This is a genomic window from Virgifigura deserti, assembly GCA_003576685.1.
Lineage (GTDB): Bacteria > Pseudomonadota > Alphaproteobacteria > Dongiales > Dongiaceae > Virgifigura > Virgifigura deserti.
In genome coordinates, this window is sequence record QOZR01000003.1 from 30,660 (window position 1) to 54,232 (window position 23,573).

22 protein-coding genes and 1 riboswitch are annotated in these 23,573 nt (G+C 63.5%); of the genes, 10 read left to right on the forward strand and 12 right to left on the reverse strand.

Features of this window, described 5'->3' with window-relative positions; all coding sequences use genetic code 11:
• Nucleotides 1–62: 62 nt before the first annotated feature.
• A complete protein-coding gene (locus DT069_RS05745) occupies nucleotides 63–983 on the forward strand; it encodes a LysR substrate-binding domain-containing protein (RefSeq protein ID WP_162913002.1) in 921 nt (306 codons plus the stop codon).
• Between the two features lie 38 nt (nucleotides 984–1,021).
• On the opposite strand, the gene DT069_RS05750 is transcribed toward DT069_RS05745, so the two are convergent.
• The 6 genes from DT069_RS05750 to kce all read right to left on the reverse strand — a co-directional run bounded on the left by DT069_RS05750 (nucleotide 1,022) and on the right by kce (nucleotide 6,869).
• Nucleotides 1,022–1,483, reverse strand: coding sequence for an NUDIX hydrolase (locus DT069_RS05750; protein ID WP_119459345.1), 462 nt, complete (start codon nucleotides 1,481–1,483; stop codon nucleotides 1,022–1,024).
• A complete protein-coding gene (thiQ, locus tag DT069_RS05755) occupies nucleotides 1,480–2,205 on the reverse strand; it encodes a thiamine ABC transporter ATP-binding protein (RefSeq protein ID WP_119459693.1) in 726 nt (241 codons plus the stop codon). Before thiQ ends, DT069_RS05750 begins: the two co-directional genes overlap by 4 nt.
• Nucleotides 2,192–3,781, reverse strand: coding sequence for a thiamine/thiamine pyrophosphate ABC transporter permease (gene thiP / locus DT069_RS05760; protein ID WP_119459346.1), 1,590 nt, complete (start codon nucleotides 3,779–3,781; stop codon nucleotides 2,192–2,194). Before thiP ends, thiQ begins: the two co-directional genes overlap by 14 nt.
• Nucleotides 3,782–3,788: 7 nt before the next feature.
• Nucleotides 3,789–4,793, reverse strand: coding sequence for a thiamine ABC transporter substrate binding subunit (gene thiB, locus DT069_RS05765; RefSeq protein WP_119459347.1), 1,005 nt, complete (start codon nucleotides 4,791–4,793; stop codon nucleotides 3,789–3,791).
• Between the two features lie 41 nt (nucleotides 4,794–4,834).
• Nucleotides 4,835–4,949: riboswitch (TPP riboswitch) on the reverse strand.
• Between the two features lie 58 nt (nucleotides 4,950–5,007).
• The gene (locus tag DT069_RS05770) at nucleotides 5,008–5,919 is read right to left on the reverse strand and encodes a phosphotransferase (RefSeq protein ID WP_119459348.1); all 912 of its coding nucleotides are present in this window, start codon (nucleotides 5,917–5,919) and stop codon (nucleotides 5,008–5,010) included.
• 14 nt (nucleotides 5,920–5,933) lie between these two features.
• On the reverse strand, nucleotides 5,934–6,869 hold the full coding sequence (gene kce, locus DT069_RS05775) for a 3,5-dioxohexanoate:acetyl-CoA acetone transferase (protein WP_119459349.1): 936 nt from the start codon (nucleotides 6,867–6,869) through the stop codon (nucleotides 5,934–5,936).
• A 170-nt stretch (nucleotides 6,870–7,039) separates the two neighbouring features.
• Here kce and DT069_RS05780 point away from each other — a divergent pair, with 170 nt between their 5' ends.
• From DT069_RS05780 to DT069_RS05795, 4 genes are all read left to right on the forward strand, one after another.
• Nucleotides 7,040–8,227 carry a site-2 protease family protein gene (locus DT069_RS05780; RefSeq protein WP_119459350.1) on the forward strand — a complete coding sequence of 396 codons (1,188 nt, stop codon included), beginning with the start codon at nucleotides 7,040–7,042 and terminating at the stop codon, nucleotides 8,225–8,227.
• 243 nt (nucleotides 8,228–8,470) lie between these two features.
• A complete protein-coding gene (locus DT069_RS05785; protein ID WP_119459351.1) occupies nucleotides 8,471–10,243 on the forward strand; it encodes an N-acetylglutaminylglutamine amidotransferase in 1,773 nt (590 codons plus the stop codon).
• Nucleotides 10,244–10,326: 83 nt separating this feature from the next.
• Complete coding sequence (gene ngg / locus DT069_RS05790; RefSeq protein ID WP_119459352.1) at nucleotides 10,327–12,102, forward strand: N-acetylglutaminylglutamine synthetase; 1,776 nt, start codon at nucleotides 10,327–10,329, stop codon at nucleotides 12,100–12,102.
• A gap of 4 nt (nucleotides 12,103–12,106) precedes the next feature.
• Nucleotides 12,107–13,216, forward strand: a complete 1,110-nt coding sequence (locus DT069_RS05795) for an osmoprotectant NAGGN system M42 family peptidase (RefSeq protein WP_119459353.1) — start codon at nucleotides 12,107–12,109, stop codon at nucleotides 13,214–13,216.
• On the opposite strand, the gene DT069_RS05800 is transcribed toward DT069_RS05795, so the two are convergent.
• From DT069_RS05800 to DT069_RS05815, 4 genes are all read right to left on the reverse strand, one after another.
• On the reverse strand, nucleotides 13,213–14,097 hold the full coding sequence (locus tag DT069_RS05800; protein WP_119459354.1) for a YihY/virulence factor BrkB family protein: 885 nt from the start codon (nucleotides 14,095–14,097) through the stop codon (nucleotides 13,213–13,215). The genes DT069_RS05795 and DT069_RS05800 overlap by 4 nt on opposite strands.
• An 87-nt stretch (nucleotides 14,098–14,184) precedes the next feature.
• Nucleotides 14,185–15,552: a DUF2254 domain-containing protein gene (locus tag DT069_RS05805; protein ID WP_119459355.1), complete on the reverse strand. Its 1,368-nt coding sequence runs from the start codon at nucleotides 15,550–15,552 to the stop codon at nucleotides 14,185–14,187.
• 115 nt (nucleotides 15,553–15,667) lie between these two features.
• Nucleotides 15,668–15,883 carry a hypothetical protein gene (locus DT069_RS05810; RefSeq protein ID WP_119459356.1) on the reverse strand — a complete coding sequence of 72 codons (216 nt, stop codon included), beginning with the start codon at nucleotides 15,881–15,883 and terminating at the stop codon, nucleotides 15,668–15,670.
• 182 nt (nucleotides 15,884–16,065) lie between these two features.
• On the reverse strand, nucleotides 16,066–16,242 hold the full coding sequence (locus tag DT069_RS05815; protein WP_425450035.1) for an entericidin A/B family lipoprotein: 177 nt from the start codon (nucleotides 16,240–16,242) through the stop codon (nucleotides 16,066–16,068).
• Nucleotides 16,243–16,533: 291 nt separating this feature from the next.
• On the opposite strand from DT069_RS05815, the gene DT069_RS05820 reads away from it, so the two are divergent.
• From DT069_RS05820 to DT069_RS05830, 3 genes are all read left to right on the forward strand, one after another.
• Nucleotides 16,534–17,094 (forward strand): sigma-70 family RNA polymerase sigma factor, encoded by a 561-nt coding sequence (locus DT069_RS05820; protein WP_119459357.1) that lies wholly within the window; start codon nucleotides 16,534–16,536, stop codon nucleotides 17,092–17,094.
• Between the two features lie 633 nt (nucleotides 17,095–17,727).
• Nucleotides 17,728–18,693, forward strand: coding sequence for a glycosyltransferase family 2 protein (locus DT069_RS05825; protein WP_119459695.1), 966 nt, complete (start codon nucleotides 17,728–17,730; stop codon nucleotides 18,691–18,693).
• Nucleotides 18,686–19,723 (forward strand): glycosyltransferase, encoded by a 1,038-nt coding sequence (locus tag DT069_RS05830; protein ID WP_119459358.1) that lies wholly within the window; start codon nucleotides 18,686–18,688, stop codon nucleotides 19,721–19,723. Before DT069_RS05825 ends, DT069_RS05830 begins: the two co-directional genes overlap by 8 nt.
• A gap of 363 nt (nucleotides 19,724–20,086) precedes the next feature.
• Here the strand turns inward: DT069_RS05830 and DT069_RS05835 are convergent, their stop codons facing one another.
• Complete coding sequence (locus tag DT069_RS05835; RefSeq protein ID WP_425450036.1) at nucleotides 20,087–20,836, reverse strand: DUF599 domain-containing protein; 750 nt, start codon at nucleotides 20,834–20,836, stop codon at nucleotides 20,087–20,089.
• Nucleotides 20,837–20,950: 114 nt separating this feature from the next.
• Nucleotides 20,951–21,310, reverse strand: a complete 360-nt coding sequence (locus DT069_RS05840; RefSeq protein WP_119459360.1) for a nuclear transport factor 2 family protein — start codon at nucleotides 21,308–21,310, stop codon at nucleotides 20,951–20,953.
• Nucleotides 21,311–21,627: 317 nt separating this feature from the next.
• Between DT069_RS05840 and DT069_RS05845 the strand changes: the two genes are divergently transcribed.
• Together DT069_RS05845 and DT069_RS05850 are read left to right on the forward strand one after the other, a co-directional pair.
• Complete coding sequence (locus DT069_RS05845; protein ID WP_119459361.1) at nucleotides 21,628–22,743, forward strand: CgeB family protein; 1,116 nt, start codon at nucleotides 21,628–21,630, stop codon at nucleotides 22,741–22,743.
• 3 nt (nucleotides 22,744–22,746) lie between these two features.
• Nucleotides 22,747–23,571 carry a sugar phosphate nucleotidyltransferase gene (locus tag DT069_RS05850; protein ID WP_119459362.1) on the forward strand — a complete coding sequence of 275 codons (825 nt, stop codon included), beginning with the start codon at nucleotides 22,747–22,749 and terminating at the stop codon, nucleotides 23,569–23,571.
• The last annotated feature ends 2 nt before the right edge of the window (nucleotides 23,572–23,573 follow it).

The window sequence follows — 23,573 nt, forward strand, 5'->3', positions numbered from 1 at the left end:
GGCCGCCGGCTGTGATAGGTCCAATTGCATTATCTTTTCCTTTTGATATGATATCCCTATCAATGAGCCTGACCCTGAGACAACTGCGCTATCTGGTCGCCGTCGCGGACAGCCTGCATTTCCGCAAGGCTGCGGCGGCCTGCCACGTCAGCCAGCCGGCGCTCACCACGCAAATCCAGGAACTGGAAGACCGGCTGGGCGTCCAGCTGATCGAACGCACCCGACGCAAGGTCTTGCTGACGCCGATCGGGACCGAGATCGTCACTCGCGCCCGCTCCCTGCTGGACGAGGTGGAGCAGATCGAGGAAATCGCGCGGCGGCGCCACAAGCCGCTGGTCGGGCCGCTCCGCCTCGGCGTCATCCCGACCGTCGGGCCCTATCTGCTGCCGCGCACCCTTCCCTCCGTGCGGACGGCCTATCCGGACCTGCAGCTTTTCCTGCGCGAGGATCAGACCGAACGGCTGCTGGAGCGGCTGCGGCTCGGTCAGCTCGATCTTCTCCTGCTGGCGCTGCCCGTGAGCGAGGCGGAGTTCGATTGTTTGCCGCTGTTCGACGAGCCGTTCCTGTTGGCCGCCCCGCCGGGACACCGATTGGCGGAGAAGCCCGATCTTGCCGAGAGCTCCCTCGCCGGGGAAGGCGTCCTGCTGCTCGAGGAAGGGCACTGCCTGCGTGACCAGGCACTCGCAGTCTGCCGTCTGGCGGGTGCTGTCGAGGCCGATACCTTTCAGGCCACCAGCTTGAACACGCTGACGCAGATGGTGGCGAACGGCCTTGGCGTGACCCTTCTGCCGTCCCTCGCTGTGGAGGTCGAGGTCCACTCCGACAGCCGCATCGTCACGCGCCCGTTCGCAAGCCCGCCGCCACAGCGGCGCATCGCGCTGGTCTGGAGGCGAAGCTCCGGCCGGGCACACGAATTCCGCCTCCTCGGCGACTGCCTCCGCGCGAATCTGCCGGAGGGGGTATCGGTGGTCGGAGCCACATAGCTCTCCTCTCATCCTTCGACAGGCTCAGGATGAGGACCTCATGGTGAGCTTGTCGAACCATGGGGGGGCGTCAGCCGCTCCGCCGAGAGGCGAATCACCTCCTCGACATCGGCCGACAGGATCATCTCCCCGCGCGCCAGATCGTCAGGCCGAACCCAGGCCACGGCATCGGCGTCATCGTCGGCGACTCCCTCCCCCGCCTGCCAGATGCCGAGCACCGCAACCAGGGTGAACTGGTAGCGCACCCTCCCCGCCTCGTCCCGCTCGATCACATCAACCGCCGTCACCACCTCGGACGGTTCGGCGACGACGCCGGTCTCCTCCCGGAGCTCGCGCATCGCCGCGTCGAAGATCGTCTCGCCGAGATGCTGTTTGCCGCCGGGGAAGCCCCACTTCCCGGCATCGGGCGGATTCGCCCGGCGGACCAGCAGGACCGAATCCTCCCGCCACACCACTGCGATCACGCCGACTACCGGTCGATCTGGATATGAGCGGGTCATGGCGCCTCGCCGGACTCCAGTTCGCCGAGATAGGCGCGCAGCTCGGGCGCACTCTCTCCCGCCAGCAGTCGGCTGGTCTCATCCACCGCGAGGATCTTGCCCGCATGAACGAACGCAGTGCGTGCGGCAGCATAGCGGGCGTCTTCCGGGTGGTGGCTGACGAGCAGCACGGTCAAGCCACGCGCCTTGCGCATTTCATCGACGAGGTCGAGCATCTCGCGCCGCAATGCGGGCCCGAGCGCGGCGAACGGCTCGTCCAGCAGGAGGATCGGCCGGTTGCGCACGAGGCTGCGCGCCAGGGCAACGCGCTGACGCTCGCCACCGGAAAGCTGTCCCGGCAGGCGCCGCTCTAACCCGTCGAGCCCCACCTGCTTCAGCGCATGATAGACCCGCTCGCGATCCGCCGCAGTCAGCCGCAGGCCCGGATGGATACCCAGCCCGACATTGGCGGCGGCGTCGAGATGGGCGAACAAATTGTGGTCCTGAAACAGGGTCGTCACCGGCCGCGCCGCCGGCGACAGGCCCGTCACGTCGCGGCCGTCGATCCGCACGCGGCCGGACTCCGGCCGGTCGAACCCGGCGATCAGCGACAGCAGGGTGCTCTTGCCGGCGCCGCTCGGCCCGATGATCGCCAGCATCTCGCCCGACTCGACCCGCAGGGTGAAGGACATCACCATGTCCTCATAGCGGAATGTCAGGTTTTCGATATCAAGCTCGGCCACGGCCGCCGACACCCCGTTCGATGATGACGAAGAGCAGCAGGCAAAGGCCCACCAGGACCAGCGCCGTCACCGCCGCCTGCTCCATCTGATAGCTGGCCATCCGTTGATACATGAGCAACGGCAAGGTCGTCGTGTCCTGCGTCCCGAAAAGCGCGATCGCCCCGAGGTCGCCGGTGGCGAGTGCCGCGCAGAGCGCCAGCGCGAGCCCAGCCGAGCGGCGCACCGCCGGCCATTCGACGAGGCGGAAGCGGTTCCAGCCGCTGATGCCGAGACTGGCGCAGAGCCGATCATGCTGCTCGGCCACGCGCATGACCGGCGGCCCGAGAACCCGGATGACATAGGGCAGCCCCATGATCGCGTTGACGATGACGACAAGGACCAGCGCCAGGGCGAACACGTCGGCAATCGGCGACAGCAGGACGAAGAAGCCGGTGCCGAGAACCAGCGGCGTGACCACGAGCACCGCCGAGCCGCTGACCTCGATCGCGTCCGCGGCCCGCGGGCGATATCGCCGCAAGCGCAGCTCCCGGCTCGTCAACAGCATCGCCCAGCCGAAAGCGAGCGAGAGGACGCCGGCCGCGAGTGCGACGCCGAGGCTGCGCAGCGCAGCGTCCCAAAGCCGCGGATCGCCCAGTACCACGCCGATCGGCCCGGTCACGCCCGCATAAAGCACAGCAAGGATCGGCAGCAGAACAAGCGTCGTCCCCGCCGCGATCGCGATGGCGTCGGCGATCCGGCCGCCGAGCGGCGCTAGGTCCGGGCGATCGTGCGGGCGCTGTGGCGTCGGAGCGAGCGTCACCGGGCGCGCCAGGCTCTGGCCGAGCGCGATCAGCGCGCCGCACAGCAGCAGCTGTACCAGCGCCAGCAGCACCGCGCGGCCGAGATCGAACTCGAACCGCAGCGCCTGATAGATCGCCACCTCCACCGTCGTCGAGGCGGGCCCGCCGCCGAGCGTCAGGACCACCGCGAAGCTGGTGAAGCAGAGCATGAAGACGAGGCCGGCCACGCCGGGAAGAACCTGTCGCAGCAGCGGCCATTCGATCAGCCGGAAAATCTGCCCCGAGCGCATGCCGAGCTGCGCCGAGAGCCGCCACAGCTCTCCCGGGATCGCCTGCCAGACCGGCAGCATCAACCGCACGGCAAGCGGCAGGTTGAAGAAGACATGGGCGATCAGGATCCCCGGAAGGCCATAGAGATATTGCTGCGTCGGCAGCCCCAGGGCGGCCGTGAGCCTGTTCAGGAGGCCGACCTGCCCATAGATCGCGACGATGCCGAAGACCGCGACGATCGTCGGAATCACCAGAGGCAGACCGAACAGGCGAAGAATCGCCTCGCGGCCCGGGAACGCCTGCCGCCGCGCCAGCGCCCGCGCCACCGGAATCGCGAACCCGATGCTCAGAGCGGCGGACAGCGATGCCTGCCAGATGGTGAAGCTGATGACATGGCGCAGATAGGCGTCGGCCCAGAGCGCGCCGAGGTCGATCGCCGGAGCGGTCCAGAGCAAGGCGCCGAGCGCGCCGCCGACCAGCAGCGCCAGGATTGCCAGAGCCACGCCGCCCGGCAGCAGCCGCGTCATTGCAGGGTCACTGACTCATCGCGGCGAGCCACTCGTCGATCCACCGCTTGCGGTTGGCAGCGACCTCCTCGGGCGTGAACAGAAGCGCCTCCTCCGGCTTGACGAGCGTGTCGAAGGCCGGCGGCAGGCCATCCTCCAGCGCGATCACCGGATACATCCAGTTGCCGGTCGGGATCGTGCTCTGGAAGCCCGGCGAGACAACGAAATCAAGGAATTTCTGCGCCAACTCCGCATTGTCGGAGGTAGCCACCCGCCCGGCGACCTCGATCTGAAGGTAATGCCCTTCGGTGAAGGAGGCGGCGGCGAATCGGTCGTCCTCCTCGGCGATCTGATGGTAGGCGGGCGAGGTCGTGTAGCTCAGCACCATCGGCGCCTCGCCTTCCATGAACAGGCCGTAGGACTCGCTCCATCCCTTGCTGACGGTGAGGATGCGCGGCTGCAGCTTGCGCCACGCCGCGTCCGCTTCGTCGCCATAGACCTTCTTCATCCAGAGCAGAAGGCCGAGGCCCGGCGTGCTGGTGCGCGGGTCCTGTATCAGGATCTTCTCCTCGGCATCGCCATTGACGAGCTCATCGAGGCTCTCCGGCGGCTCCGCCAGCCGCGTCTTGTCATAGACGAAGGCGAAATAGCCATAATCGAACGGAATGAACAGGTCGTCGGTCCATTCCACCGGCAGGGTCAGATGCGAGAGGCCCGCCTCATGTGGCGCGAACAGGTCAGTCGCCGTCGCCTCCGCCATCAGGTTCATGTCGAGGCCAAGCACCACATCAGCCTTGGTGTTCACGCCCTCGAGCTGCAGCCGGCTGAGCAGCGTCACCCCATCTTCGAGCGAGACATAGTCGAGCTGGCAATCGCACTCCGCCTCGAACGCCTTCTCGATCGCCGGCCCCGGCCCCCATTCCGCGGTAAAGGAGCTGTAGGTATAGACGGTTAGGGTCGGCGTCTGCCCCCAGGCAGGCGCCGCAAGGCCGGCGCAGAGCAGGCCGACGGTCAAGGCTAGCGTATGTCGCATGACGGTCCTCCATGGGCAGGCAAGGTCGGAGGGACCGCAACGATCTGCGCGCTCACTTTCCCTCCGCCGGCATTACCCGGATCAGGTTCTTCGGGTTGGAACCGGACGGTGACCGTCCGGTCCCTCTCAGCCGCAAGGGCACCCCGTTGAGACGGGCTCACTATAGACAGGAAGCGGAAAAAGAAAAGGGAATCGGAGCCCGCCGATGTCGTCCTCAGCCGGCGGCATTCTCCACGTGCCGCGCGAACGACACATCGTCCAAGGCGGCGTGGAATCGGGCTAGGCGCTCGGCAACGAAGGCGCGAAAATCGGTCGTGTCGTTGCCATCCGCGATCTGCACCGCGCCCCAGGCCGCGCCCAGAAGATCCAGCGCCGCCTTGTAGAGAACGAGCCGGCCGGCCAGGGCGGATGAGGCCGCACCGTAATAGGTCTCCAGCATCGCGGCGTCCTGATCCGGATCGAACCCGGCCTCGACGGAGAGATCGCCGATGTCCCACATCGGCTCGCTCATCGCCGAATATTCCCAGTCGATGAGATAGACCCGCCCTCGCCCTTCGATGAAGTTGTGCGGCGCCGGATCGATATGGCAGGGAACGAGTGCTTCCCGCCCCTTCTCAAGCGCCGCTCGCAGAGGTTCCGCCTGGAGACAGGCCGCCTTCAGCGCGGCGACGATCGCCGGCTCCGTCTCGCGCGCCAGTGCTCTATACACGTCGAGCTTGGCGAAAAGGATCATTTCGCCGCGGAACGAGCAGCCACTCGAATGCAGCCGCTTCAGCACCCCCACCGCAGCCCGGAGCGAAGCGGGGTCCCGGAGCCGGTCTCCGTCGAATGGGGCCGCACCGTCGATGAAGCGCGTCAGCATCGTGCCGTCCGCCCGGTCGAAGAACAGAACCTCCGGACAAAGACCGAGCGCGACGGCGGTCCGCATATTGAACGCCTCACGCGCCCGGTCGATGTAGCGCGCCGTCCCCTCCCCGCCCAGACGAAGCACATAGCTCTCGCCGTCGCGGCTGAGCTTCAGATTGCGGTTGGTCAGTCCGCCGAGCGGCTTGACATGCCAGCCCTCGAGCGGCCGGTCGGAGAAGAGCGGCAACCCTTCAAGCTTCGCTCGCAGGCTGGCGTCCATATTCGTGAGCTGCGTCAGAACGCCACCTGATCGCCGCCCTTGAGGGCGAGCATTCGCCGCGCCTCCGTCGGCGTCGCGATCTCCAGCGACAGGTCTGCGAGAATTCCGCGGATCTTCCGAACCTGCTCGGCATTGCTCTTCGCGAGCTGTCCCTTGCCGAGATAGAGGCTGTCCTCGAGCCCCACCCGGACATGGCCGCCCATGATCGCGCCCGTCGTGACGAAGCTCATCTGGTGACGGCCGGCCGCAAGAATCGACCAGTGATACTGATCCCCGAACAGCTTGTCGGCGATCCGGCGCATATGCATCAGGTTCTCCGGGTCGGCGCCAATGCCGCCCAGGATGCCGAAGATCGTCTGGACGAACAGCGGCGGCTTGACCAGCCCACGGTCGAGGAAATGCGCCAGCGTGTAGAGATGGCCGACATCATAGCATTCGAACTCGAAGCGCGTGCCGCAACCCTCGCCCAACATCTTCAGGATGGATTCGATATCCTTGAAAGTGTTGCGGAAGATGAAGTCGCGCGAATTCTCGAGAAAGCCCGGCTCCCAATCATATTTCCAGGACTGGTATTTTGCCGCCATCGGAAACAGCCCGAAGTTCATCGAGCCCATGTTCAGCGAGCACATCTCCGGCTTCGCCTGCAGCGGCGCCGCGAGGCGGTCTTCGACCGTCATGTTCTGGCCGCCGCCGGTGGTGATGTTGACGACCGCATCCGTCGCCTGCTTGATCCGCGGAAGGAATTGCTGAAACACAGCCGGATCGGGCGTCGGCGCGCCGGTCTCGGGATCGCGCGCATGAAGATGCAGAATCGCCGCGCCCGCCTCAGCGGCGCCGATCGCGTTCTCGGCGATCTCGTCCGGCGTGATCGGCAGATGATCCGACATCGTCGGCGTGTGAATTGATCCGGTCACCGCGCAGGTGATGATGACTTTGCGGCTCTCGGCCATTCTCGTCCCCTAAAAAATCGATCGCATCCGCTCGGCGGTTCCGTTCCGGAGACTAACCCATTCGGCGGCGGCCGGCCACAGGCCGGGATCATTTCAGGCAATGATCTGTTGTTCTTGGCAGGCACCGTTCTTCAACAGACTCGCGACGCTGAAAAAACGGAGACGGCGGGATGTTCGAGCGCCGAATCACGCTGTTCCGGATCCTCGGATTCGAGGTCCGGATCGACATCAGCTGGGTGATCCTGGCGATCCTGGTCACCTGGACGCTGGCCGCTGGACTGTTTCCGGCCTGGTACCCGGACCTTCCGGCAAACACCTATTGGTGGATGGGCATCGTCGGCGCGCTCGGGCTGTTCTTCTCGATCATCTTCCATGAGTTCTCCCACGCTATCGTCGCCCGCCGATACGGCCTTCCGATCACGGGGATCACCCTTTTCATTTTCGGTGGGGTCGCCGAGATGGACGAGGAGCCGGCCAGCCCTAAGGTGGAGTTTCTGATGGCCGTAGCGGGACCAGTCGCGAGCGTCATTCTCGCCGCAGTGTTCTTCGGGATCTACGCCGGCGCCGCTGCTTGGTCACAACCGGTCGGCGGCATTCTCGCCTATCTCGCCGTCATCAACCTGCTTCTGGCGGTGTTCAACCTGATTCCGGCCTTCCCGCTGGACGGCGGACGGATGCTCCGCGCGGCGCTGTGGGCCTGGAAGGGCAAGCTTCGCTGGGCGACGCGGGTGGCGTCCAACATCGGGTCGGGTTTCGGTCTTCTTCTGATTTTCCTCGGCATCTTCAACGTCGTCACGGGAAACTTCATCGGCGGGTTCTGGTGGTTCCTGATCGGCCTGTTCGTCCGTGCCGCGGCCGGCAACTCCTATCAGCAGGTTGTCGTTCGGCAAGCACTTGAGGGCGTGCCCGTTCGACGGCTGATGCATCGCGACCCGATCACCGTGCCGCCGGACCTTTCGGTGTCGGAGCTGGTGGAGAATTTCTTCTATCGCCACTATCACAAGATGTTTCCCGTCGTGGAGGGCGGCCGGCCGATCGGCTGCGTCACCAGCAAGCAGGTCAAGGATCTCCCGCGTGAGCGGTGGCCCTATGCGACGGTGGCCGACATCCTGCAACGGTCATCGGCAGAGAACACGGTTCGACCGGATGCCGATGCCCTCGACGCGATGGCGCTGATGAACCGTTCCCGGAATTCGCGCCTGCTGGTCGTGGAGGGGGACCGTCTCGCCGGCATCGTGACCCTCAAGGACATGCTGAGCTTTCTGTCGCTCAAACTCGCCTTCGAGGAGGACGAGGATATCGGCCTGCACGGCGCGGACAGCCTGTCCGGCGACTTGCCCTCGGAGCGCGCACGCTGACCCGCGATGCGCCGCCGGTGGGGAACGCCGGATCGGGATCCGGCGTTGATATGATCGCCATCGACACCATCTGTCTTGTGTCCTTTGCAAATTTGATCAATCGCCTTCGCGAGGTTACGATCAGTTCGCGAAAGGACTCGGCTTTTACGCGGATCACGCCGAGCGGAGGAAGGTCGCTAACGATTTCCGCTGCCTGTGCGCCGACGTCACTCCTAATTTTTTCCCTCCTAGATCTGAAGGATTATGTGCGGACTCTCCGGTGAAATAACGTTCAGCAATCGCCCTGCCTCGACGGATGCCGTCCAAACGATGTGCGACAGCCTCGCGCGTCGCGGCCCAGATGGCAGCGGCCTCTTCATCCAGGGCCGCATGGCCTTCGGGCACCGCCGGCTGAAGATCATCGATCTCAGCGAACAGGCCCAGCAGCCGATGGTCGATAACGAGCTCGGGCTCGGCATCGTCTTCAACGGCGCTATCTACAACTACCCCGAACTTCGCGCCGAGCTGCAGGCGAAGGGCTATCACTTCTTCTCACACGGCGACACCGAGGTCATCCTGAAGGCGTTCCACGCCTGGGGCGAACGCTGCGTCGAGCGGTTTTCGGGAATGTTCGCCTTCGCACTCTGGGAACGCGACAGTGGGCGGGTGACCCTCGCCCGCGACCGACTGGGCATCAAGCCCCTCTATTACGCCGAACTGGCCGACGGTCTCCGTTTCGCATCGAGCGTGCCGGCCCTTCTTCGCGCCGGGGGCGTCGATACGACGATCGATCCCATAGCGCTTCATCACTACATGACATTTCACGCCGTCGTGCCGGCGCCGCATACGATCTTCAAGGGCATCCGCAAGCTGCCGCCGGCGACGGTGATGACCATCGAGCCGGACGGGAAGCGGCGGCTCAATACCTATTGGAGTGTCGACTTCACGCCGCGCTCCGAGGACGCGAAGCTGTCGGAACGCGACTGGCAGGACCAGGTGCTTTCGACTCTGAAACGCGCGGTCGACCGGCGGCTGGTCGCCGACGTCCCGGTCGGCGTTCTTCTGTCGGGCGGACTCGATTCCAGCCTCATTGTCGGGCTTCTGGCGGAAGCCGGTCAAACTGGGCTGATGACGTTCTCGATCGGCTTCGAAGCCGTCGATGACGAAGCTGGCGATGAGTTCTCCTACTCCGATCTCGTGGCGCGCCGCTTCGGCACCGATCACCGGAAGATCTTCGTCGATCGCGACCGCGTTCTGCCGGCGCTCGACGCCTGCGTGGCGGCGATGTCGGAGCCGATGGTGAGCCACGATAATATCGGATTCTTCCTGTTGTCCCAGGAGGTCGCGCAGCATGTCCGCGTCGTGCAAAGCGGCCAGGGCGCGGACGAGGTCTTCGGCGGCTATCACTGGTACCCGCCGATGCTGGACAGCGACGATGCGGTCGCCGACTATGCGAACGCCTTCTTCGATCGGGATCAGGCGGATTACCGGCGCGCGGTCAACGCCAATCTGGTGAGCGAGGATTACAGCCGCGCCTTCGTCGCGGAGCATTTCGGGCGCTCAGGCGCCCCTCGCCCGGTCGACAAGGCGCTACGCCTCGACACCACGGTGATGCTGGTCGACGATCCGGTCAAACGGGTGGATAATCACACGATGGCCTGGGGCCTCGAGGCACGCGTTCCGTTCCTCGACCATGAGCTGGTCGAGTTGGCGGCGCGGATACCGGCGGAGCTGAAGGTCGGAAACGGCGGGAAGCATATTCTGAAGGAAGCCGCGCGCAGCGTTATTCCCCATGAGGTGATCGACCGGCCGAAAGGCTATTTCCCCGTGCCGGCCCTGAAATATCTGCGGGGTGCCTATCTCGATCGTGTGCGCGATATTCTCGATCAGCCGGCGGCACGCAACCGCGGCATTTTCAATCGCGATTATGTCGAAGCCCTGCTTCAGAATCCGGAAGGAAACATAACCGCGCTCGGCGGCTCGAAGCTGTGGCAGGTCGCGGTGCTCGAGTACTGGCTGCAAACGCACCTTCAATGATGAGTGCAGGCCCGAGCGAGTACAGGCCCTAGCAAATACAGGCCCTAGCGAATACAGGCACCGACGAGGACAGGCTCAGGATCATGATGCGCGCCCGCCAGAATCATCGCTTCGATCGCCACAACGCCCCCTCCCTGCGCAACTGGGGACCGAAATCGCGCCCGCCAAGCGGCGACGCGCTGCCGACGAACGTTCTTCTGGAATGTGGCTGGGGTCGGCTGATCTTCGCCCATACCTTCGATTCCGCGGAGAAGATCGCTGAAACCCTGCGGGAGGAGCGGCCGGACAAGCGTGACATCGCGCTCTATCTCCGCGACCCTCACGTCGTCCTGGCAGCCGCGCCCCAGGAGCTCTTCCTCGACCCATCCCACACCTATCGGCTCTGGATGTCGCACTATCGCAGCGCCCGCGCCCGCCCCCGGGGGTTCATGGTAAGGCGGCTGCGCACCAAGCGGGATGCGCAAGCCTGCGAGCGCATCTGCCTGCAGCGGCGGATGGTGCCCGCGGATGTCGAGTTCCTCCTGGCGAATCGGAAGTCGCGAACACTCACGCATCTGGTGGCCGTCGACGAGGCGACCGATGAAGTGATCGGCACGGTCACCGGAGTCGATCACGCGGAAGCGTTCGGCGACCCGGAGAACGGCAGCAGCCTCTGGTGCCTCGCGGTGGACCCGCAAGCGCCGCAGGCGCGGATCGGCGAGGCGCTGGTCCGCACACTGGCGGAGCATTACCAAGCCCGGGGGCGCGACTTCATGGACCTGTCGGTCCTCCACGACAACGAGCAGGCTATTGCCCTTTACGAAAAGCTCGGCTTCCAGCGCGTTCCGGTGTTCTGCCTGAAAACCAAGAACGCCTTCAACGAGCACCTTTTCACCGGCCCGCAACCGGACGCGCAACTCAATCCCTATGCAAGCATCATCGTCGAGGAAGCACGCCGACGCGGGATCGCCGTTTCCGTGCTCGACGCCGAAGCCGGCTATTTCCGCCTGACCCTCGGCGGCCGATCCATCGTCTGCCGGGAAGCCTTGAGCGAATTGACCACCGCCATCGCAATGAGCCGATGCGACGACAAGGCCGTAACACGCCGTGTGCTAGCCGAGGCGGGCCTCACCGTTCCGGCGCAGATTGAGGCAATCGGGAAGAAGGAGAACGAGGCATTCCTGAAGCGTTACGGTCGCGTCGTGGTGAAGCCGGCATCCGGCGAGCAAGGCGTCGGCATCGCCGTGGACGTCCGCACTCCCGCCGAGCTGAAGGCCGCGGTGGACCGCGCGCGCCGGCATGACGGCCGCGTCCTGATCGAGGAGCTGATCGAGGGCCAAGACCTGCGGGTCATCGTCATCGACTTCAAGGTCGTCGCCGCCGCCATCCGGAGGCCGGCGCAGATCAGGGGAAACGGGCGGGACACAGTGCGCGATTTGATCGCGACACAGAGCCGACGGCGCGCTGCCGCGACGGCCGGCGAAAGCGCGATCCCTATGGACGAAGAGACCAAGCGCTGCATCCGCGCGGCTGGGCATGACATGGATGCCGTCCTTCCCGCAGGCACCGTCGTGCCGGTCCGCAGGACGGCGAACCTGCATACCGGGGGCACGATTCACGACGTGACCGGAAAGCTGCATCCGACGCTCGCAACCGTGGCGGAGGAGGCGGCGCGCGCGCTCGACATTCCCGTGGTCGGCCTCGACCTGATAGTGCCGCGGGCCGACGCGGAGAGCTATGCGATCATCGAGGCGAACGAACGGCCTGGTCTCGCCAATCACGAACCACAGCCGACCGCCGAACGGTTCATCGACCTTCTATTTCCTCAGACAACTCCCACGGCGGCCGTGCCGCGGCCAGAGTCTTCGACGGACAAGTGACAGAATGCGCAAACTCGCGATCGATATGGACTACGTACAGGATCTCCTGCTTCGCCTCCTCAAGATTCCCAGCCCAACCGGCTATACGGACGAGATTGTGCATTTCGCCGGGCAGGAACTGGAACGTCTCGATATTCCGTACGAACTGACGCGCCGAGGTGCGATCCGTGCCGACCTGTCCGGCGACCAGCAGAGCCCGGACCGCGCCGTCGTTGCCCACCTGGACACCCTCGGCGCCATGGTCAAGCAGCTCAAGCCGAACGGACGGCTCGCAGTCGTTCCGATCGGGCATTGGTCGGCTCGGTTCGCCGAGGGCGCGCGAGTGACCATCTTCACCGACGAGACCAGCCGCAGGGGCACCATCCTGCCGCTGAAGGCCTCCGGCCATACCTTCGGCGCGGAAATCGATACCCAACCGGTCGCCTGGGACAATCTCGAGATTCGCGTTGACGAGACCGCCCGGAACGAAGAGGACCTCGTTCGCATGGGTTTCCACATCGGCGACTACGTCGCGATCGATCCGCTTCCGGAGATCTGCGACAGCGGGTTCATCAATTCCCGGCATCTCGACGACAAGGCCGGTGTCGCCTGCCTTTTCGGCGCGGCCAAGGCAATCATGGAAAGCGGCGCCCGCCTCGCGCTGGACTGCCATTTGCTGCTGACGATCTCGGAGGAAACCGGGTCCGGCGCCTCGGCGGTCCTCCATGGCGATGTCGCCGAGATGGTCGCGATCGACAACGGGGCCCAGGCACTGGGGCAGAACTCGAAGGAGTTCGGCGTCACGGTATCGATGATGGACGCGAGCGGCCCCTTCGACTATCACCTGACGCATAAGCTGCTGCGGCTATGCCGCGATTTCGACATCTCCCATCAGCGCGACATTTTCCGTTACTACCGGACCGACGCGGCATCGGCCCTCGAAGCCGGCAACGACATCCGCACCGCGCTACTCTGCTTCGGCATTGATTCCTCGCATGGCTACGAGCGCGTCCATCTCGACGCCCTGAAGAGCCTGAGCGAACTCCTTGCGCTTTACATGCAGAGCGGCCCGACGTCGCCGCGCGACCGTTACAATCTGTCGTCCCTGGAGAACTTCCCCCGCCAGCCGACTTAACTTTTTTCTGTTCTCCCGGACCGAAACACCCGGCGAAAAGCGACATTGAACTCGGCACCGAAGAGGAAGATGAGGGCGCTGATATAGAAGAAGGTCAGGGTGATGATGACCCCCCCCAAGCTTCCATATGTGATGCTGTAGTTGCCGAGATTGCCGAGATAGAGCGAGAAGATGCTGCCGGCGCTCACCCAGATCACCGTTGTCGCGATCGCTCCCGGCAGCATGTCTCGCCAACGCTGCCGCGCGTTCGGCAACCATCGGTGCAGGATCAGCACGGCCACAATGAGAACCCCGACCGAAAAGAGATAGCGGACGATGTCCCAAAGGACTCTTTCGCCGACCGTGAGATGTGCGATCGAGGTCAGGAACTCCCAGATGATCGGTCCCAGAATGATCGAGAGGGACAGCAGGAAGATCGCCAAAGATCCAAGAATGACGAAGGCGATACTCTGCAGTCGCAGGTACCAGAGAGGGCGGGCCTCGGGCACGCCATAGGCCTGGTTGAGGCCGAGACGCAGCGCCTCGATTCCGCTCGACGCCACCCAGAGCGTACCGAGGATCCCGAAGGTGAGAAGACCGCGGCTGCGGGTCGTCAGCACCTCCAGAACCGGGCGCGTGAGCGTTTTCGCGACGTCATCCGGCATGAAGCGGAACATGAAGTCGATGAAGTCATTCGCCGTGTCCGCATCGCCGAGCACGCCGGCAAGCGCCGCGAGAAAGATCAGGAACGGAAAGATCGCAAGCAAGGCCGTGAAGGCCATGTGGCCAGCCAGATGCACGCCCTCTCCCATGGCGAGCGCATAGGCGGCGGACCAGAGCGCGCGCGCCAGTTTCCCCGGACCGCTCGTCTTCCATTTCGAACGGCCAGATCCGTTCGGCATCGGCCTGCTCCTAAGCCCGTTTGCCTTGGGTGATGTCCGCGCCAGTGTGATGGTTCCAACGCCTAGGAACCAAGTGTTGCGATCGGATCACTTGACGGGCGTCGGCTCGCCGTCCGCTTGGCGATTCCGCCGCCAGTCCCCTAGGGCGTCATCAAGCACCTTCAGCCGCTGCGCAACGTCGCGGCGGTCGATCGGCTCGAACGTGAATTCCGCACTCGACCGCTCGATCATATCCCTGTGCTTCTTGATTGCCTGATAATGCGCATCGCCCTGGATGAACGCCGACATGCCAGTCAACGTTTCGATCAGGCGAATGGTAATCGCGACGTGATCACGGGCGGCCTGGCGGATCTGATTGAACGCACTGTCGAACAGCCCCTCGACGGTGATGGGGTCGGTCAGGAGACGCAGCTTGCCGCTATCGTCCATCCGGGCGGCCGGCGGGGCATCGCGCCGCATCACCCGCGCAAGCGAACCGCCGAGACGGTCGATACAGGCGATCGCCGTGAACTCGTCGTTGATACCCGGGGACAAGGCACGCAACGCCACCTCGACCAAGGCTTTGGCCGCGAACTCGGGATCCTGGGCCGCCGTCCGGGTGGGGCCAAGCACGATCGCGGCCCTTATCTTCGTAGCGACGGCCTCGTTCACATGGTCGCCCGGCCATGCTGAAGCCGCCACTCCTGCATCGATCAGGAAATGGCCGGGACGGCATTCCAGCCGAACGATCAGATCATGAGCGGCCGCCAAATGGAAGATGCCGTCATAGTCCACGGTTTCGACATAACCGGTCCCTTCGACCGGGATTCGTTTCGCCGCCTCTTCAAATCCTGCCGGAAGGCACGCCTCGTCCGCTGCCGTCGCCCATTTGGGATCAGCGCGCTGCTCGGGAAACAGTGTGTCGATCGTTTTGTCGAGTTGCCGGGCAACATGGGCAATGACGGAGTCCGCCTGGATCGACGTCGCGATATGGTGGATGAAATAGATCAGGAGGGCGACGCTGGCGACCGACAAGGTCATGGCGGTGATCACCGAGATCGCTGGCACGAACGCGCCATCGGATGTCCCGTAGACGGTTCGAAGAATAAGCAAGGCATAGATGAACGTTGCACAGAAGATTCCGAGAACCACCTGATTGACGCTGTCTTCCATGAAAGTGCGGAGCAGGCGCGGGCCGAGTTGGGCCGACGCCATGGTCAGCGTCACGAGGGTCATCGAGAAGACGAGGCTGGTAACGGTGATCATCGAGCCCGCAATGGTGGAAAGGATCAGCCGGGCGCCCTCGGCGCCTATTGGGAAAAGCCAGACCCGCCCCTCCTGCCGCAGATTGACGAAGGCTCGATCCAATTCCAGCGTCACGACCGAAAGCACGATCGCCCCAGCCAGCATCAGGCCGGGGACGAACCAGAAGCTGTTTATCGCGTTGAAGCGGAGAAGGGCGAGCCTGGCTTTCAAGAACCTGCTCCGGCTATAGGCGGGCCAGCTATAGGCAGGAATGTCCTCGCGATAGGGATGTCGGGATCAGCAAGCCGCCTCGGCTCCCGCCGAGGCAATCATCTCTCCCCAGGCGTCATGTCTCCCCAGGATGCTCATCGGCGGGTTGTTCAAAGTCCTCTTCCCGCGGTTTGCCCTTCTCGATCTCCTTGCCATGCTTTGCATAATAGGCCTTGATCGCCGCATCGAGGTCGTCGCGCCGCTTCGCTTCGGGACTACCAGCGCGCGCCTTCTCCAATCCCTGAAGTTCGTGCAGGGCTCGCTCCAACTCAGCGTTCGATCTGATTTCCATGCCTCGTCAACTCCGTTCCGGGCCCTACCCAACCGGCCACAGAACATGCCCGCGACATATGTCGATACCTCTCAAAAAGCGGCTTGGCGGAGATAGAAAATCCGAAAGGGCGGCTGCGCATCGAGATTCGGCGCGCTTGACCAGCTAAGACGGTTTTGAACGCCTGCCTCGGGCAGGATGCCCTAATCGGATGCGTCCTCGGCCGTCCCCTCGATCGCACTTCCCGTGGCCTCGATATCCCTCCCCAAGCCGGCGGTGGTGTTGCAACCCGATAACACCATTGCAGCCAAGGCCAGGAACGTAAAAGTAAGGATCGGAATAAGTTTTGCCCGATCTACTGTCGCTGCCTTGCGCATCATCGACTCTCCTTGGAACCGGCTAGGCTTTCAAACACCTCAAGGCTGAGATCACAGCCGCCGATTGTGCAACGCCCCGTGGCACGAAAGGTTCCCGGTTCCAGCGGATAGGACGGACCGGTCTTTGCCGCCGCGGCGGGCCCGAACGGTGGAACTCCTGTCTATCATAGACGTTGAATAACCAACCGACGCCGGTGCCTTCGAGCGGGCAGTCGGGTGGTAGTGGCTTCGACCACATATGTCGGAAGCGATTCCTGCGATAACCGCTCACATGGTATCATCGTCCAACGTTCAATGGCATCGCGTCCAAGCAGACACAAGAAATCGCGACACACAGGCAACAATCCAGCGCCCTCCGAGACGACGACGCAGCAGGTCGACGATATCGGCGCTTTGATCGAGCCGGAGATCCCTCGACTTCGGCGCTATGCGCGGATGCTCGTGCGCAATGCGGCCTATGCCGACGATCTCGTTCAGGAATGCCTGCTCCGTGCCGTCAGCCGGATCGACAGCTGGACCCCCGGCACGAACCTGCGGGCGTGGATGTTCACCATCCTCCACAACGTCTATGTCAACGAGGTGCGGCGGGCGACGCGAATGCCTCTCGCGGCCGATATCTCGGAAGGCAATCCGTCCCTCGAGGCGGCGGGGAATCAGGACGAGCGTCTCCGGCTCCGAGACCTGGATCGGGCTTTCAATCAACTATCCGACGATCATCGGCAGGTAATCCTGCTGATCGGGATCGAAGGGCTGCAGTATGAGGAAGCCGCCGCGGTTCTTGACGTGCCGGTAGGGACCGTGCGGTCGCGGTTGTCGCGGGCACGCGAGGCCTTGCGCTGCGCCCTCGAAGCGTAGTTTCTTTGCCAGGAACGATGCGGACGAGCGAAACTCCGCCGTAATGGGCGAAGCGGTCGGCGGCGCCCGCCGCCCTCTGGAGTCCAGCCACAAATTTGCCTCCCCCCGCGGCCGGAACCAACATCCTATCGAAGTCGTCATCCTCAGGTCCGCGGAGAATGAGCGGCCCCGTTCGGCTGGTTCTATCGATCAACTGGACCTGCGCACCGTTCCTCAAGCGGGTAAAGAACTGCGGGCGCGAGCTATTTGAATTATTCTCATAATCTGCGAGAACGACCTCATAACCGACAGCAATGATCGATACGGGCAGCTTGACGCTCCGCGGCTCGACACTCCCATGGCGAGGCAAGGAGTGATATCGAAGGGGGCAGAAGCGATAACCGGATCAAAATCCAACATGTCAGCCTTGGCCGACATCACGCCCAACGCCCCCTATCGGGCGGGATGCTCGAGAATGCAACCTTTCAAGGCACTGGGGCCACGGCAACCGGCTAAGATTATTTTAATTTAGGAGAATAGGACTATGGCTGCTTCCGGGTATGCCTTAACCCTTTTGTCGGCGCGCGGCCACTGGCAATCTACGCCACTGGCCCTTTGCATATGAATGAGCAGCAACGGCCCCGGTCGATGCCGATGGCCCTTTCCATCATCGTCCCTCTCTATAACGAGGAGGATAACTGCCGGTTGCTCTATACCGCAATCCTGAGCGCCGTCGAACCGCTCGAACTTTGCTTTGAGATTCTCTTTGTAGATGACGGCAGTACCGACAATTCCTTCAGTCGCGTCGAAGCACTGGCGGAGCAGGACCCACGGATTCGAGTCATCAAGCTGAAGCGAAACTACGGGCAGACGCCGGCCATGGCCGCGGGAATCGACCATGCCCAAGGCGAAATCCTGATGACGATGGACGGCGATCTGCAGAACGATCCCGCCGACATACCGAGTTTCCTGGAAAAGATGAACGAGGGCTATGACATCGTCGTGGGCTGGCGCCAGCGGCGCCAGGACGCGCTGATCCGACGGAAAATTCCGTCCAAGGTCGCCAATTGGCTGATAGGGAAGGTCACCGGCGTTCCAATCAAGGACAATGGCTGCTCGCTGAAGGCTTATCGGGCCTCGGTCATAAAGCAGGTCCCGCTATACTCGGAAATGCATCGCTTCATCCCAGCGATGTCATCGATTACGGGCGCGCGCATTGCGGAAATCAAGGTTCGTCACCACGCACGGAAGTTCGGCACATCGAAATACGGCCTGTCGCGGATCTACAAGGTCCTGCTCGATCTCATCGCGATCAAGACGATCCTCACCGTGGCCGAGCGCCCGATCCACTTCTTCGGCACGCTCGGCATCATCGCGGGACTGGTCAGCGTTCTCATGCTCGTCTGGATGCTTGTCGCGCAGTGGACAGCATCGACGCCACATTTCGTCGTGACCGGAAGTCTCGTCATTCTGTTCGGGACGCTCGGCTTCGCCTTGTTTTCGCTCGGCCTGATCGGAGAGTACGGATCGCGTTCGGGCGATTTCAGACTGAAGGATTTCGCCGCGGTCATCCCGCAACGCGCCGGCGCCACCCGGGACACTGAGAGGTCATATGAGTAACTCCTCAACTTGCGCGCTGTCGGTCATCATCCCTGTCACGGACCGGTATGACGATACGCGGGATCTCTTCTATCGCTACAAGGCCGCGGTCGAAGCCTGGACTACGGACTACGAGTTCATCTATGTCCTGGACGGCGAAAACCCCCCGGTTGCGAGCGCGCTCCAGTCGCTGCAGCAGCGCGGTGAGCGGATTCGGACTCTTGCCCTGAACCGATGGTTCGGCGAAGCGACGGCCCTTGCGCTGGGCTTCGAGGAGGCCTCTGCCGACACGCTTCTCACCCTGCCCGCCTACGAGCAGGTCGAGACCTCCGATATCCCGAAGGTGCTGGCGGCGCTCGATGATTGCGATCTCGTCGTCGCCCGCCGCGCGCCGCGGCGGGATTCGCGGTTCAACCAGTTCCAGTCGATTATCTTCCACCGCATGGTGAAGATGGCGGCCGGCTTCTCCTTCCATGATTTGGGATGCGGCGTTCGTGCGTTGCGCCGGGACGTGATCGAGGATGTCGCGGTCTATGGGGACCTTCACCGCTTCCTGCCGATGCTGGCTTCCCGCAAGGGCTTCAAGGTCGTCGAGGTCGATGTCCAACAGGCATCGAAGGATAAGGCGCTTCGCATCTACGGCGTCGGCGTCTATGTGCGGCGACTGCTCGACATCATGTCGACCGCCTTCATGCTGCGGTTCGTTCGAAAGCCCTTCCGCTTTTTCGGGCTGATCGGATTCTTCGTCTTTCTGATCGGCGCCTTGATAACTGCCGTTCTGGTGTTCCAGCGGCTCTTCTTCGATATGCCGCTTGGCGATCGGCCGGCATTGGTCATCAGCTCGCTGATCGTCGTCCTCGGAATACAGATTTTCGCGATCGGGTTGATCGCCGAGGTCATCATCTTCACGCAAGGTCGCAAGCTGAAGGAATATCGAGTGGAGCGGATTGTCGCTTTCCCTTCCCCACGCGAGCCCGCCCCCGAACCTGTCCCCCCGGCGGAAGCAGCGGCAAGGATCGGGCCTCTCAATGCGCCCCTCTCAGATGCCTAGGTCCGTCGTTTCGACGCGTGGCGTCACCTATTCCTCGACGGGTTAGGGAGTTCGCTTGGCCGCTCGTTAACGGCCTGTATACCGGTCCGGACGAGAATCCGCAGGGTGGAGTCCTTTTGGGGAGCCGCGGGATATGCGTCAGTCGAACCAGCCGGGGAAAGTCGCCGTTCACCAATTGAGCGCCGTTGGCCGGCCGGCAGTGATCGATCCGAAGCCTCGCACCGGCGTAGCGAGTTCGCCGGCGAAAGCCACGCAGCCGGCCAACTCGGACAGGGACGAATTCGGCGACCTCGGATAAGCCGCAGAACAGTCTAAGGCTGCGCCGCGAATCGTTCGAGCCGGATTTCGGCCCGAGCGCTCCGCTCATCCTGTTCTCGGTTCGATGCGAACTTCTTCCGCAAGGGCAGCTCCGTCTTTGCCGACCGCCTGACTCTGCTGGCGCACCGAGCGCAGGGTCCGGGAGTAGAATTGACGGCGCAACAGAACCAGAAGCATCCAGGCGGTCACGGCCATGAAGAGCCAAGGCTGAATGAACCAGGTGAGCGCCGCCAAGGCGAAATAATACGCGCGCAGGCCCCCATTAAAACTGCCGATGGCAAGGGTCAGGACGTCGCCCGTATGGGTCGCAATGGCATTTTGCCTCGCTTCGTCGACCGGCGCCGCGGGTGCGGCGCCGACAAGAGCGCAGCTATAGTTGAACTGCCGCAAGGCCCAGGTAAATTTGAAGAAGGCGTAGACGAAAATCACGAACAGCAGCAGTAGCTTCAGCTCGAAAAGCGGTTTCGTCGTTGCGGCGGCGAAGGTGAGCTCAGCGACCACCCGATAGGCCTGATCCAGCGCGCCGAACACACCGAGCAACCCGGCGAGCACCAGCAGCGTGGCTGACGCAAAGAAGGATACGCTGTGAATCACATGTCCGAGCAGCGCCGAATCCACGATCCGGTTCTCGCGCTCGAGCATCCGCCGCATCCAGATGCCCCGTATCGCCCGCATATGCTGGTTCAACGCTATGCGGTGGGGCAGCAGATGATCGAGAACCAGATTGTAAGTCAGCCAGACTCCGAGAAACCAGCCAAGCGCAACGATGTCGATCGGCGTCAGGTCGAACGGCACGACGCTCCCTCCCCCGCGAAGCAAGTGGCCGTCGAATCATAGGGGCCGGGAGGCCAAAGTCAAAGCGGCAGGACTCCTCCGGGCGGCGGCCCAGCCTGCGTCCCGCTATCCGTTCTAGGACTTCGGGAGCAAGTGGTAGTGGATGGTCTGCATTCGAATCAGCCCGTCGCGGATCAGGAAGGAGTCGGCGCCGCACTCGACGCGGTACCGCTTGGAGTCGGCCCTCCAGACGAGGAAGGCAAATTCGCCATCAACCTGCTTGGCGGAAAACTCGAACCGCGCGCCCGGGAGCTGCAACTGGAGGCGCCCGCTGGACCGCCGTAGACCGTCATGCCCATGCAGCACGCTGTACACCGTCAGCAAGATCACGTCGGGGGCATAGTTCCGTTGGAGATCCGTCTCAAGGTCCTGGGACAGCCGGAGTCTCAGGTGATCCTCGGAAACTTCCGCGACCGAGCGGCTTAACGGCGACATTCTTTCCTCCGGATTGCTTCTGCACTGATAGAAATGCAGGGGTCGTCGAAAGGTTTCATTGGTCGCCATCGGCGCAGTGAAGTCTAGGCGAAGCGATCGCTCGCCAAGTCGCGGCAGGTTCTTCTTCTACCGCCCGGCAGGACAGCCATTTACCTGTCGATCGGTATCGATACTGCAGCTGGACCGAATAAATCTCCGACGCAAGGCAACAACTCGGAACCTTCCGAACGCGAAACCGTTGAATGTGACAAGCTGCTCGATCCAGGAAGGAGCATGGAGTCGCCACTGCAAACGCGACGGGGGCAATCGGCCGTACAATGAAGCTGGTGATCTTCGGACTATCGATCAGTTCCTCTTGGGGCAACGGGCACGCCACGCTCTGGCGCGGACTGTGCAATGCCCTGGCGCGGCGCGGTCACCACGTCATGTTCTTCGAGCGGGACGTCCCTTACTACGCCGCCCATCGCGACCTCACCGAAATTCCGGGCGGCGCTCTCCACCTCTACACGGGCTGGACGGAGCTGCTTCCTCTCGCCGCCCGCCATCTGGCCGATGCCGATGTCGCGATCGTCACCTCCTATTGCCCGGATGGCATTCAGGCCTCCGATCTGGTTCTCGACTCACCGGCGAAGCTCCGCGTCTTCTATGACCTCGACACGCCCGTCACCCTCGCAAGACTGGCGGCCGGTGAGCCCACGACCTATATCGGCCCGCGCGGGCTGGCGGATTTCGATCTCGTCTTGAGCTATACCGGCGGCGCGACCCTGTCCGAGCTTCGCACCCGCCTCGGAGCGCGCCGCACGGCGCCGCTTTACGGCAGCGCGGACCCCGCGGTCCATCGGCCGACGGCGCGAGTTCCGCATTACCGCGCGGATCTCTCCTATCTCGGCACCTATGCTGAGGACCGACAAAACGCCTTGTCCACCCTCTTCATCGACCCGGCCCGGAACCGTCCCGACCTGCGCTTCGTCATTGGCGGCGCGCAATATCCGCAGTCCTTTCCCTGGACGGACAACATCTTTTTTGTCAGGCACCTTCCACCGGTAGAGCATCCGGCCTTCTACTCCTCGTCGCGGCTGACCCTGAACATCACCCGCCGCGCCATGGCCGAAATGGGTTATTGCCCATCGGGCCGGCTGTTCGAAGCCGCTGCCTGCGGCGTTCCAATTCTGAGCGACGCATGGGAGGGGTTGGAGTCCTTCTTCACGCCCGGATCCGAGATCCTCGTCGCTGGCAGCAGCGCGGAGGCCGTCAACGCCATCAGCCTGTCCGACGAAGAACTCGGTCGGGTGAGCCGCGCAGCCCGCGAGCGCGTCCTCGCCGAGCATACCGCGGACCAGCGTGCGAAGGACCTGGAAGACGCCCTCGACGCGGCCTTGGCTGGCGATCCCGCGCGGCCATCCACAGTGGCGATGCCGCTGATGGAGGCCTGACGCATGTGGGGGATCATTCCAGCCGCCGGAAGCGGAACGCGGATCCAACCTTTGGCCTTTTCGAAGGAGCTTCTTCCTGTCGGCAGTCGCCGGGACGGCGATGTCGAGCGACCGCGAGCCGTCAGCGAATATCTGGTCGAGCGAATGATCCGATGCGGCGCCCGCAAGATCTGCTTCGTCATCGCACCGGGCAAGTCGGACATCCTCGAATATTACGGCGGCCGGGTTGGACCGGCCGACATTTCCTATGTCGTCCAGCCCCAACCCGGCGGCCTGTGCGATGCAATCTTTCGCGCCCTGCCGCTGGTCCATCCGACGGAGGTTGTGACCGTAGGCCTTCCGGACACGATCTGGTTCCCCGAAGACGGGCTCTGTGCGCTCAATGATGACCGGCTGTCCTTCCTCCTGTTTCCTGTCGAACGCCCGGAATTCTTCGATGCCGTGGTAACGGACAGCCAGGGTCTCGTTCTCGAGATCCAGGTCAAGCGCCAAAACCCCGAGTCCCAATGGATCTGGGGCGCCTTCAAGCTTCCGGGACAGGTCCTTCACGCCCTATTCGAGCTCTGGTGCGAGCGCAATCGCGTCGACGAATATATCGGCTCTCTGATTAACGCCTATATCGCCCGCGGCGGAAAGGCTCACGGCGTGCGAGCCGGGCAAGCTTATGTCGATGTCGGCACGCTGAACGGATATCGCGAAGCCATGAACCTGCTGGCCGAAAGGCCCGAGGGCTCGGGCGACGGCCTGGATGTCCCACCGCCCCAAGGACTCACCCGGGAACGCAGCGGTCGCCGTTTTCCCGCGCTGGCGGTCGACGGCGACCTCTGATC